Origin of the sequence: Mucilaginibacter conchicola (genome assembly GCF_003432115.1) — a bacterium.
In the GTDB taxonomy this organism is placed as follows: Bacteria; Bacteroidota; Bacteroidia; order Sphingobacteriales; family Sphingobacteriaceae; genus Mucilaginibacter; species Mucilaginibacter conchicola.
Genome location: NZ_QWDC01000004.1, coordinates 383,999 through 396,708 on the forward strand (window position 1 = coordinate 383,999; position 12,710 = coordinate 396,708).

General features: G+C 45.1%; 11 protein-coding genes. 8 read left to right on the forward strand and 3 right to left on the reverse strand.

All coding sequences use genetic code 11. The features are described 5' to 3' along the window. Positions 1 to 483 precede the first annotated feature (483 nt). Entirely contained in the window at positions 484 to 1,116 is a 633-nt protein-coding gene (locus tag D0C36_RS22520) for an HAD family hydrolase (protein WP_147322083.1), read from the forward strand. 53 nt (positions 1,117 to 1,169) lie between these two features. On the opposite strand, the gene D0C36_RS22525 is transcribed toward D0C36_RS22520, so the two are convergent. Together D0C36_RS22525 and D0C36_RS22530 are read right to left on the reverse strand one after the other, a co-directional pair. Next, positions 1,170 to 1,646, reverse strand: a complete 477-nt coding sequence (locus D0C36_RS22525; protein WP_117393968.1) for a ferritin-like domain-containing protein — start codon at positions 1,644 to 1,646, stop codon at positions 1,170 to 1,172. Between the two features lie 253 nt (positions 1,647 to 1,899). Beyond that, entirely contained in the window at positions 1,900 to 2,673 is a 774-nt protein-coding gene (locus D0C36_RS22530; RefSeq protein WP_117393969.1) for an Fpg/Nei family DNA glycosylase, read from the reverse strand. 132 nt (positions 2,674 to 2,805) lie between these two features. On the opposite strand from D0C36_RS22530, the gene D0C36_RS22535 reads away from it, so the two are divergent. The 3 genes from D0C36_RS22535 (at position 2,806) to D0C36_RS22545 (ending at position 4,864) form a co-directional block, all read left to right on the forward strand. Beyond that, entirely contained in the window at positions 2,806 to 3,861 is a 1,056-nt protein-coding gene (locus tag D0C36_RS22535; RefSeq protein ID WP_117393970.1) for a type III polyketide synthase, read from the forward strand. Positions 3,862 to 3,867: 6 nt separating this feature from the next. Then, entirely contained in the window at positions 3,868 to 4,359 is a 492-nt protein-coding gene (locus D0C36_RS22540) for an isoprenylcysteine carboxyl methyltransferase family protein (protein WP_117393971.1), read from the forward strand. 67 nt (positions 4,360 to 4,426) lie between these two features. Further along, positions 4,427 to 4,864, forward strand: a complete 438-nt coding sequence (locus D0C36_RS22545) for a hypothetical protein (protein ID WP_117393972.1) — start codon at positions 4,427 to 4,429, stop codon at positions 4,862 to 4,864. A gap of 91 nt (positions 4,865 to 4,955) precedes the next feature. On the opposite strand, the gene D0C36_RS22550 is transcribed toward D0C36_RS22545, so the two are convergent. After that, complete coding sequence (locus D0C36_RS22550) at positions 4,956 to 7,982, reverse strand: glycosyltransferase family 117 protein (protein WP_117393973.1); 3,027 nt, start codon at positions 7,980 to 7,982, stop codon at positions 4,956 to 4,958. 491 nt (positions 7,983 to 8,473) lie between these two features. Here D0C36_RS22550 and D0C36_RS22555 point away from each other — a divergent pair, with 491 nt between their 5' ends. The 4 genes from D0C36_RS22555 (at position 8,474) to D0C36_RS22570 (ending at position 12,500) form a co-directional block, all read left to right on the forward strand. Continuing rightward, entirely contained in the window at positions 8,474 to 10,129 is a 1,656-nt protein-coding gene (locus tag D0C36_RS22555; RefSeq protein ID WP_233524553.1) for a gliding motility protein RemB, read from the forward strand. Positions 10,130 to 10,179: 50 nt separating this feature from the next. Next, positions 10,180 to 10,572 carry a hypothetical protein gene (locus D0C36_RS22560; RefSeq protein ID WP_117393974.1) on the forward strand — a complete coding sequence of 131 codons (393 nt, stop codon included), beginning with the start codon at positions 10,180 to 10,182 and terminating at the stop codon, positions 10,570 to 10,572. Positions 10,573 to 10,797: 225 nt separating this feature from the next. Next, positions 10,798 to 12,048, forward strand: coding sequence for a DUF2130 domain-containing protein (locus D0C36_RS22565; protein ID WP_233524554.1), 1,251 nt, complete (start codon positions 10,798 to 10,800; stop codon positions 12,046 to 12,048). 104 nt (positions 12,049 to 12,152) lie between these two features. Continuing rightward, the gene (locus D0C36_RS22570; protein ID WP_117393975.1) at positions 12,153 to 12,500 is read left to right on the forward strand and encodes a single-stranded DNA-binding protein; all 348 of its coding nucleotides are present in this window, start codon (positions 12,153 to 12,155) and stop codon (positions 12,498 to 12,500) included. The last annotated feature ends 210 nt before the right edge of the window (positions 12,501 to 12,710 follow it).

Here is a 12,710-nt window from a genome sequence, read left to right on the forward strand (position 1 = left end):
GGTAACGTTTTGACTGTGCGGTAATTTTTCAAATTGTCATTCTGAGCGTAGCGAAGAATCTGTTAACTGTACATAGAACGCGATTAGATTCTTCGCTACGCTCAGAATGACAAGCGGGCTTTTCTTCTTCTCCTGTCAGCAAAAAAGCTTCGGGCGAAAGCGGGCAGAACGCGCTGGGCGGTGTGTTGGTAAGGGCATAGCAATACTTGCCTGAAGCTTTGGCGCGTGCGAACGAAGTTGGGGCAAGATGTTGCAGCCCGTGGTTCTGAACGCTTGCGGGGTAAAGGCCTCGTGCGGCAAAGAAGCCTCCTTGCTGGCTTGATTTTTTGGTTACTTTTTGATCAAGCAAAAAGTAACAGCCCTCCGCGGCAATTGAGCGGGCTAACGCTGAATGAAAGCACAGACTTAGCGTATGGCGTGTTGAAAAAAGTTCAGCATGACGTGGCGGGGGAGTTAGTCAAAAAATCTTCTTACTTTCACCCCATGCAAAAGCCCGATAGCCTCATTTTTGATATGGACGGTACCCTGTGGGATGCCGTTGACACCTACGCTTACTCATGGAACCTTGTTTTTAGCGAAATGGGGATTGATAAAACCATCACCCGCGATGTGCTGGCCGGCATGGTAGGCATGGAAGGCAAAAAGGTAATTGAGATACTAATGCCCGAGTTTGACCACGACAAACGCGTTGAGATCTACAGCACCGTTAATGATCGCCGCCATAACCTCATCCGCGAGAAGGGTGGCATTTTATACGATGGTGTACGCGAAGGCCTGAAAGAGTTGGCGGAGCATTACCCGCTGTTCATCCTCAGCAATTGTGCTAAAGGCATCATTCGCCAGTTTATTGATTGGGCAGGTATTGATGATCTGATAAAAGACGAGTTGGCCCATGGCGTAAACTTTATGCCCAAAAACCATAACATCAAACTATTGATGGATAAGCACGGCCTGCAAAACCCCGTTTATGTTGGCGATACTGCAGGCGATGGTGAACAAAGCCGGCTGGCAGGCATCCCGTTTGTGTTTGTAAGCTATGGTTTTGGAACTACCGATGATTATGATGTGAAATTCGATGATTTTCCGTCGCTTGTGAAATATTTTACATCGCTGTAAAACAAGAAAGGCCCCTATGCATCGGGGCCTTTCTTGTTTAGAAAATTGTGATATTATGCTTCCTGCTTACTTGAATCGCGCAGGGCTTTAATGGCATCATGGGCAATTTTAAGCCCGCTTATATGGGTGTTAAGCAGATTGACCACCTTATCATCTTCCCAAATCAATTCTTTGTCATCCAGCGCTTTGCGGTAGGCGTTTTTTGCCACGTCTTCGCCATATTCGCAATCGGCCAAAACCGAATGGTTATCTTTTTTGCTGAAGGCCGATTTTACGTCCATCCAGGCATGATAAAACTTGCCCGAGAGGGTAGTGCCCTCAGTCGGCGATCCACCTAACACATGGATATGATCGTTCAGCTCATTCACATAGCCGCGGCTTTGGTCAATATAGCCTTCAAAAACGGTTTTAAGGCCGGTATCCTGCGTACCTTCAAGCGCTTTCTGGTAGCCGGCAATACGGTCGTTGTTTATCTTGATGAGATCGTTTAACGCCGCTATCTGGTGCTGTATATGTTGAAGTGTTCCCATAGTAGTTTATTGTTGTTATAAGCTAAACATGGGCTTTTGGTTAAATGTTTTAATTGTGGGGAAATCTTGACCGCTGATTTTTGGGGTGATTTTTTGATTACGCTGATTGACTAAAAAATCATGTCATTTCGAACGGGCTAAAACAAAACGCGTCATTGCGAGGAACGAAGCAATCTCTACACATGCAAGTCCGCTCTTTATAGTTCGGAGATTGCTTCGTTCCTCGCAATGACGCGTGGGAGAGGGGTTGATTTTACTCAAACAACTCCTGCTCATCTGTATAATATGTTTTCCTTGTTCCGGCATCTATTTTTATTTCGGCACCATCTGGGCTGGTTTTCTTCCTGGCGTTATGGATCAGCATAAAATCGCGTACCTCGCCGGCAATAATATCGGGGTTATGGCTAATGATATGTTTTTGGGCATCAGTAAGTACCGAATGGATGGATTTTACCAAAACCTTCAGTTTATCCCCGGGGATCTTATTAGCTACCGAGAAAGGCGAGATACGGGCATCCCACAATATCTCATCGGCGTAGGCATTGCCAATACCGCGGATGATCTTCTGATCAAGCAACACGGTTTTGATATTCGTTTTCTTTTTGGCGAGGATAGTTTTCAGGTAATCCGCGCCGCCTTCTTTCGAGAGCGCATCGGGCGCGGTCTTTTCTTCGGGGTTAAGGGTAGGGGTGGCCGCTTTCTGGAAATCTGTTAATACCAGTCCGCTGTTGTCATCAAACAACAACTCTATGATGGCGAATTTTTGGTCGTTTGTTTTATCAAAGTAATAGAGTTTGCCATGCAGCATCAGGTGCAGGGCCAGTGTATCGCCCTTGCTGAATTTGAAGTACAGTTCCTTGCCCTCACGATAAACTGACGATAGTTTTTGGCCGAGCAGGGTATCCTGTAATTCTTTGTGGCTTACATTTAACTTGGTGGAATGAACGGTAACTTGCTTAAGGGTTTTACCTTCTAATTTCTTCTGCAAGTTATGGCTAAATACTTCAAGATCGGGTAGTTCGGGCATGGCGATGGTTTTATTGTTGCTGACTAATGTACAAGGCAATTAAAAATAAAACAATGCCGGCGGTTAAAAGTTGTCAACCAAAGCCAACTTTCCAACGTATCTGTATACGTAACATCACCTTAAAAAAAGTATATGCCGTATATAGCAGCCGTTTCGGGTATTTCGTTACCCCATAAAGTTAACCAGCAGGATGTGAAGGCACAGGCCCGCGCCCTGTTTGCCGAAAATGTTGAGCACGCCGAGCGCCTGCTGCAAGCTTTTGATAATACCGGCATCGTTACCCGTAACTTTGCTAAACCTATTGAGTGGTACGGCAACAGTAGTACGTTTGAAGAACGCAACAGCGAGTACATTAAATTGGCCCTGCAATATTCTGAGCAAGCGGTTAAACAGCTATTGGCTGAAGCGGGTATAGATAAAGACGCGCTGACGGATATTATTTTCGTATCCACCACCGGATTAGCTACCCCAAGCATTGATGCCCTGCTCATCAACAAAATGCAATTGCCGCAGCACATTAACCGTACACCAGTTTGGGGATTAGGCTGTGCCGGGGGCGTGGCAGGCGTAGCAAAAGCTTCAATAGTAGCAACGGCCAATCCTGATGCGGTGGTGCTGCTGGTAGCAGTTGAACTCTGCTCGCTTACGCTGATAAAAAGCGATTACAGCAAAAGTAATTTTATCGGCTCGAGCCTGTTTTCTGATGGCGTAGCAGCTTGCGTGATAATGGGCGATAACCATGCATCGCGCCAGCAAATAAAAATAAAAGCCGGCAGCAGTAAACTCTATTATGACTCATTAGACGTAATGGGCTGGGATTTTAACGATGATGGTTTTAAAGTGGTTTTCTCAAAGGATATCCCCACCATTATCAATAAGTATATTAAGGATGATGTGGAAGCTTTCTTGCAAAAGCAAGGACTGACTTTGGCCGACATTAACAATTTTATCTTCCATCCCGGCGGCAGAAAGGTGATAGAGGCTTATACCGCTGCGCTTGATATAACGGAAACCGACCTGCAAAATACTATTGATGTAATGACCCAAAACGGAAATATGAGCAGCGTAACAGTATTGTATGTATTAGAGCGTTTTTTAAAACAAGGTTTTACCAATGGCTACGGACTGATGCTGGCCATGGGGCCCGGCTTTAGCAGCGAAATGCTTTTACTGGAAATGAAAAACTAAACAGGTATGACATTCTATATCTTCATCTCGTTCCTCATCTGCCAGCGCTTGTCAGAACTTTACGTATCATCCCGTAATGAGAAATGGTTGCTGCAGCACGGGGCGGTTGAGTACGGTCGCGAACATTACCCGTATATGGTGGCCATGCATACGCTGTTTATCATCAGCCTGCTTGTTGAGTATAACCTGCGCGATGAGGTTTTTGCCAATTACTACCTGATAGCATTTTTTGTGCTGCTCTGTTGTTTAAAAGCTGTGGTGATAGCCAATTTAGGTACTTATTGGAATACCCGCATCTACCGTGTGCCGGGCACGCCGCCTGTGGCAACCGGCATTTATAAATACATCAAACATCCCAATTACATTATCGTAATAATGGAGATAGCGGCCATACCGCTGGCCTTTGGTTTGTATTATACTTTTGTGGTTTTCAGCCTGCTGAATGCGGCGATGCTTACCGTGCGCATCAGGAAAGAGAATGAGGCCCTGAGGGCATGAATCATTAAAATAAATTGTAGTTTAGCCTTTAAGGTAAAATTGCCTTAGCAATCTAAACTAATATATCATGAAATTAAAAACCCTTAGCGCAGCAGCCATCACTTTATTGCTATCTGCATTCACCGTTGCGCCATCACCTGAAACAGACATATTGGGGAGTTGGAAAGTTGCCGATGCATCTGTTAATAAAATGGTGAAATATACCATTGATAAAATTGTAGAGACCAACCCCGATGCCGCATCCCAGGTAGAAGATCATAAAGACCAGATAGTTGACGTGATAAAAGGCATGCGGGTGGTGTATAAAGCAGATAAAACTTACGAATCGCAGTCATCTACCGGCAATAAATTGGGCAAATGGGAGTTTGCTAATAATTATAAAATAATGAAAGTGACCAAAACCGACGGCTCAACCCGCGAAGACGTTATTTTGGAACTAACTGCAAAAAGCTTTAAAGTGATAAACGGGCAGATGAAAGATACTGTAGCGTTTGATCGCCCTTAAGTGGCATTGATAAATTCATCCCTAATTCAGTTACCCTCACCTGTATTAACAATAAAAAAGAAAGGCCCTTCGCGCGAAGGGCCTTTCTTTTTTATTGTTCAGGCATGCCTAAAACAGGTGCAAACTTCTTGTTGTAGTCCTGCAGCTCGGCTGCCAGTTTTTTATGCAGTTCGGTTTGTTGATTTTTTTCGGTGTACTCGGTTAAATGCTCTAAAACCTGCATGCCTAACTGCACATCGCGCAGTGGTAAGCGGCCGCTGTTGGTTTCTAATAAGTGATAAAAATAGCCAAACTGGTCCATCAGGTATTTATTGATGTTTGTTGCCATTTTATTCCCCAGCTTATTATCGCCAAGGTTGTAGGCCATTTGTGCCATATACATTTTACGGCCGGCAATGTCAATGAATGGATAAAGGTCTTCAGGTAATTCATCATCGTATTTATGAAGCACTTTAAGGGCTTTATCGTTTTCGCCGCTTTTTACCAGGCTGGTGGCCAGATCAAGGAAAGTGGTGGTAATAACCGGGTAAAACATACCGGTTGATTCGGGATCTAAATATTTGGCCGTTTTAAACTTCCCAAATTTGAATTTGTTCATCACGTTATCGTACATCACCGCGTTATTTACTTTGCTCAGTTGCTCGTGGTTTGCGGTATCAGCCTTTAGCGGAAGCAGGCGATAGGTGAAGCCTTCTTTATACAGGTATTTCTGCAAGCCCATCAGGTTGCTGCTGCCTACGGTGGTAGCAAAGCATATAGGGCGTTTCCAGTTGTTATGTGCAAGAATGTCTATCATGGCCAAATCGTCCTTGGTAATGTAGTTTGATGTGTATTTCCACTCCAGGGTATCGGCTAACTGGTTACGTTGCTCCGGCGATACAACTTTATTCTTCATTACCTCATCGGCGTTCACCGTAAGCTTAAAGTTTTTGGTAGGCAAATAATTTACGTAATCGCCACCCTGGCTGCGGCCCTGCATGGCATGGTCGTCAGAGGTAACAAAGTTGAAAATATCGCTAAGTTCAACCGGGTCTTTAATGCCGCCATCGCTGTAGTAGATCACATCGCGCGTGCCATCTTTATACTTGCTGAACGGCATAGTGATAGGCAACGGTGCCGAGGCATTCATAGGGCGCTGCATCTGGCGGATGTACCAGGCTCCGCTAAATAAACTCAAATTCACGATGCGCACATCCGGGCGAATGCCTTCTACTTCCTGGTCATACCAAAGCGAGTAGGTATCGTTATCACCATAGGTAAACAAAATGGCGTTTGGCGGGCACGATATAAGGTAATTGTAAGCCATATCGTGCGGTGTCATCTTAGTTGAGCGATCGTGGCCGCGCCATTCTTGTTTGGCCATCAGCACAGGGGCTATCAGCAAACAAACGGCGGTGGCTATATAGGCGGCTGTCTTGGCATTCACTTTCCTGCGGATGCCATCGGCAATGGCAATTACCGATAGGCCTATCCAGATGGCAAAGGCATAAAACGAGCCTACGTATGAGTAATCCCGCTCGCGTGGTTGTACCGATGGCTGGTTAACGTATAATACCACTGCCAAGCCGGTAAAGAACCAAAGCAGGATAATTACCAATGCATCGCGCTTGCGGCGCTCAACATGGTAAACCAGGCCTATTAACCCCAATACTAACGGAATGCCGTAAAGTGGGGTGTATGAAGGGTTCTCAAGCACGTTTTTTGGCAGATGCTTGCCGCCATCAAAAATACCGCTGGTCCAGTTGCCATCAATACTTTCGGTGCTTTGCTGTCCGTCGGCATCATTGTATCGGCCAACGTAGTTCCACAGAAAATAGCGAAAATACATCTGGTACATTTGCCAGCTAAACATCCATTTAAGGTTATCCGTAAAGTTTGGTGCCTGCCCTTCGGGGATCTGGCCCCAGCCGCGGTAAAAGCCCTGGTCGCTTGGGTCGGTACTATACATGCGCGGCAATATGGTGGTATGGTCGTACTTGTAATTAATGGTTTTACCGGTGGCTTCGTACTTTTTATCGCCTTTGCTGTATATGGTACTGCCTTCTGTTTGGTCGGTTATCTGCGCGTCAAAGTAAGGGCCGGTTAATAACGGATTATCTCCATACTGGATACGGTTTAAGTAGCCATAAAGTGTAAAAGCATTATCAGGGTGCGAGTTATTGAGGTTGGTATTTGCTGTAGCCCTGATAGGGATATAAGCAAACGAACCGTACCCCAGGTAAATGAAAGCCACACATATAAATGCCAGGTTTAAAACCGGTTTATTTTTACGGATGCTGTAGATAATACCACCAACAATAATGCCTATCAGCAGCAGGAAAAACACAATAGCCCCGCTGCCAAAACCCATACCTAACGAGTTTACAAAGAACAGGTCAAAAAAAGCAGCAAACTTAATAGTGTATCCGCGGATGCCGTATTGTACAAATGCCAATATCACAACACCCATCAAAAAGGCGACAAAGGCACTGCCGCCTGTAATATTTTTATACCTGCGGAAATAATATACCAGCGCAATAGCAGGGATGGTTAACAGGTTTAACAAATGGATACCTATTGATAACCCCATCACGTAAGCAATAAAGATGAGCCATTTATCGGCTCCCGGTTCATCGGCATGAGCATCCCATTTCATTATCGCCCAAAAAACAACGGCTATACAAAGGATAGATAATGCAAACACGATGGTTTCAACCGCCGAGAACCAAAAGGTATCGGTAAAGGTAAAAGCCAGGGCGCCTACTAACCCAGCACCCATGATAACGGCAGTCTGCCCGTCGCCAAAATCTTTCTCGCGGCCAACTAACACTTTCTTAGCAACAGCTGTGATGGTCCAAAACAAGAACATTACCGTAGCGCCGCTGGCAATGGCAGCCATTGAGTTGGTATAGAAAGGCACTTTTGTATTATCGCCCATTGATAGCAGCGAGAATACTTTGCCCAGCATGGCAAACATAGGGTAACCCGGCTGGTGCGATACCTGCAGGCGGAACGCGCACGATATAAATTCGCCGCAATCCCAAAAGCTTACGGATGGTTCTAACGTTAAGATGAAAGTGGTGGTAGCTATTAAAAAGCAAAGCCACCCAAGCAGGTTGTTAAGTTTAGTGTATTGCATACGCACACGGTAAAGTTTGGCAGCGCCAAATATCAGTAAATAAAAGCTGGTTTTAAGTTAATGGCAACGGGCTTTAACAATTTTAACACAATTTAACTTTGAATTTGCCGTTACGCATGCCGTTGGCTAAAGCCGAACGGCAATGAATTGCAATGGCTTTGACCGCGTGACCAAGGGTAGCTCCTGACGGAGCAAAACTTATTTTGATGTGATTTTCTACAAAGCGGTAGCCTCTAACGAGGCATTAAGCAAAAGATTAGTCGTTCGCCCGAGCTCACATAGCCGAATAAATAAGCAATTCTTATGTCCCGTAGGGACAACCGCTTTGTAGCTCTTTTCTTTTATCCGGCTTTTGCTCCGTAGGGGCTACTCCTGCAAAATGACTATAAAATTATTCATTGCCGTCTCATTCATGTGGCGGCCAAAGCTGAATGCATTTACCTGAAGGATAAATTTTAATGTTACAATAATTAACGCTTAATTTGCTGCGTATGCAAAAAAACTACTTAAGGCTTGCAGGTAAAAGTATCATACTTTTTGCAGGGATAATGGTATACGCCGCAACAGGCAAAGCGCAGTCGGTTTATCTGCCGCAATCGTACCAGTTTTACCAAAAATTTAATGCCGATATCTATTCAAAAAGCAGCGGTATGCATACATCGCTGAGGCCGTTTTTGATAGATAGCACTATAAACGGCCGCTATAACCAACTCATGCAGATGGGGGTTGATAGCAGCCGCCACAGTTGGTTTCTGCGTAAGATATTTAACGAACACCTGATAGATGTTAAGACAAAAGACTGGACTTTTTTTGCTGATTATGTGCAGGATAACACCATAGGCCACGATTTTTCTGAACAAGGCCCAAAGGAAGAAGTACATTTTAAACCGCTTGGTTTTGGTTTTAGCACACGCATTGGTACCAACACCCGCGGCTTTCAATTGGGTGGTACTGTGGGCACTAAATTCTCGTTCTACACCAGCGGATACGAAAATCAATCAGCATTTCCCGATTATTATACCGCTTACGTAAAGCAAATAGGTTTTGTACCCGGCCAGGCTTATGACAGGGGTCCAAACAAAACCTACCGAGATTATTCTTATGCAACGGCTATTCTATCGTACACACCTATCCAGCAACTGAACATTACCTTAGGGCAGGATAAAACTTTTATTGGCGATGGTTATCGCTCTATCCTGTTATCAGATTATGCGGCCAATTATCCGCTACTAAGGTTAACTGCAAACATTGGCAAGGTACAATACATGATGATGTGGACTTACCTGCAAGACCTTAACCTGCCTAAGTTTGATGAGTTTGGCAGCAACCGCCGCAAGTGGGGTTTGTTTCATTATTTAGACTGGAATGTTACCAACAGCCTGTCGTTCGGGTTCTTTAACGCTTATATAGCGCCAGAGGCCGATGACCAGGGTAACCGCCGCGGGTTTGATGCTAACCTCATCAACCCACTACCTTTTGCGGTAGGAAGCGGCCCTTCATCACTGCCTGGTAATTCGCTTTACGGGCTAACCGGTAAGTATAAAATATTTGATAAACACGCCGTTTATGGTCAGTTGTTGTTTGACCAAACCAAACCTGCAGTTACAACAACCAGCAATGTTAAAAACAGTGGTGGTGTACAGTTGGGTGTGCGTGGTGCCGATATATTCGGTGTAAAAGACCTTAACTATTTGGTTGAGTACGATGCCGTGAAACCATATACGTACTCAAGCCCGCAGGTTATAAGTGCTTACTCATTCTTCAGTCAGCCACTTGGCGATCCGCTGGGCGCCAACTTCCGCGAGGTGATGGGCTTGGTTAACTATACGTACAAGCGTTTTGATTTCCAGGGACAGTTGATGTACGCCAAATACGGAGTAGATGCTACCGCCGCAGACAACGCAGGGCGTGATGTTACCAAACCACTTGTGCCAACGGTTAACGGCAACAGCATAGGGCAGGGCTTAAACACCAACCTTTACTATGCAGAAGGTACAGTAGCATTTCTGCTTAACCCAAAATACAATCTGCGTTTTGAACTGGGTGCCCTCTACCGTATGGAAAAGAACAGCCTGGGCGATAAAAAAGCAACGGTGTTAACGTTTGGTATCAAAAGCAGCTTCAGAAATTTATATCACGATTTTTAATTTAGGATAAAATCGTTCTTTAAGATTAGTTCTTCGTTAGGGTCGGTAATGTGGGTTATGAAGCGTTAGTGGATGTACTTTTTCTTTTTCCGCAAAAGAAAAAGTACCAAAAAGAAAACTCGCGACTTGGTAACGCGCTACAGGGGCAGTGCTGTTGCAGTGCCTGTACTACCCGCACGTTACACTATGTCGCATTTTTCGGTGGCGTGTGGTCTCTGCTTTTTATTTTTCTTCTTGTCAGCAAAAAAGCTTCAGGCGAAAGCGGGTATAACGCTGGTGGGCAGTGCGGGGGTAAGGGCATAGCAATACTTGCGGAAGCACAGGCAAAGAGCGAACGAAGTGGGAGCAAGATTTTGCAGCCCGTGGTTCTGACCGCTTTGCAGGGTAAAGGCCTCGAGCAAAAAGAAGCCTCTTTGCTGTATGATTTTTTGGTTACTTTTTGATCAAGCAAAAAGTAACAGCCTTCCGCGGCAATTGAGCGGACTGACGTTGATAATAACACAACGCTTACAAATAACTCACAGGCCTCACCCAAATTGCAAGGCTAATTCTCATTGCCATTCCTAATGAAATACTAATACAAGAAGTACGTTATCCACAACTATTATTTCCCCAACCTTCACCCAAACCGCAAGGCTATTTCTTATCTTTGATACTCATTAAAAATTATGGCTACAGAAGTTAAGTGCCCAAGCTGCGGACATGGCTTTCCTATTGAGGAAGTGATGGCCGAAGAGTATAAACAGCAGCTTAGGCTGAAGATGCAGGATTATACCCGCCAGAAAGAAGACGAGTTTAAGAAGAAGGAAGAACAATTTGCCGCTCAATCGCGCCAGCAACAGGAAGCTTTTGAACAGCGTTTGGTGGGCGAGAAGAAACAACTGCAGCAATCTCTTGAAGAAAACCTGCGCAAAAGCATCACATCTGATTTTGAGACACAGCTAACTATGTTGCAGAACTCAGTTAATGCCAGTGCCGAGAAGTTGAAAGAATCGCGACAGAAGGAGTTGGAATACCTGCAGCGCGAGGAGTCCCTCAAACAAAAGGAAGAAGAAATGGAAGTTTCCCTGCAGCGCAAGCTACAAGAGCAGCGTGCCGATATTGCTGAGCAGGTCCGCAAGCAGGAAGCCGAAAAACATAACCTAAAAGATACCGAATACCAGTTAAAAGTTAAGGAACTGGAAAAGCAACTGGAAGACCAAAAGCGCCTGGCCGACGAGATGAAACGCCGCGCCGAGCAGGGCTCTATGCAGTTGCAAGGCGAGGCACAGGAGCTGATACTGGAAGAACAGTTGCGCAATTATTTCCCGTTTGATATGATAAGCGAGGTGGGTAAAGGCGTGCGCGGTGCAGATTGTGTGCAAACCGTGCGAAACCAGTTTGGGCAGGAGTGTGGCAAGATCATTTACGAGAGCAAGCGCACCACGGCGTTCTCAAACGAGTGGATAGAGAAGCTAAAGAAAGACATGCGCGCCATGGGCGTTGATGTGGCCGTTATTGTTACCCAATGCTACCCCAAAGGCATGGATTGCTTCGGCGAGCGCGATGGCGTTTGGATCTGTAGTTTTGATGAGGTAAAGGCCGTATCATACATCCTGCGCGATGGCGTGGTGAAGCTGGCTAACATGGCCAAAGCGCAAGAGAACAAAGGTGATAAAATGCACCTGTTGTATGATTATCTCACCAGCAGCGAATTTTCTGAGCAGTGGAAAGCCATCCGTGAAGGTTATATGAGCATGCGCCTGTCTATCCAGAAAGAGCGCGACGCTATGGAGAAACTCTGGAAAGCCCGCGAGAAACAACTGGAGAAGGTATTGCTGAACGCAGCCCACATCAAAGGATCAATAGAAGGTATAGCTGGCAACGATATGATACAGCTAAGCCTGGGTGATGAGGATGATGCTTTGCTTTTAGATTAAGCTATTTAGTATTGTTCCAATTAAATAATATATTTTCTTATAACTAAAAATATTAGTAAGTTTACAACTCTAAGGAATGATAAAAATCGTTCAGTGTTTAAACTATGTCTACTACTACAGGGGTTAATAAAGTTATTTTATTCGGGGAGATTGCGGGGGAGCCGGTATTTAGTGATCATAATTGTGCTACGCAAGGCTGGCGTTTTACAGTGCATACGCACGAGATGGTAAGGCGCGGCGGCGAGATGCTCCCGCATACCGAAACGCACCAGATAAATGCGCCAAATGCATTGATCAAAGCTGTTTTACCCAGGTTGCAAAAGGGTTGCAAGATATATATTGAAGGGAAGGTTGAAACTCTGTCGCACGTTGACCGCCAGGGGATAAGGCGCTATGATACCCACATCAATGCATCGCGCATAGAGTTCCCGGGCCTGGCTATTGCAGGCTGATCTTAGCTTATTTTACATTTTCATAATACAGCTGTTTTGCTGGCGTTGCACAAAAAGCGTAATTTTGCCGTTCACTATAAAAGGAAAACTCCTTGCGTTTTATGGCAGATATAAGCACGTTGTCGCAGCAGGCGCTGCAGTTATTGCAGCAATTGATCTCTATCCAGTCTTTCAGTAAAGAAGAAGACCGCACTGCCGATCTGATAGAGC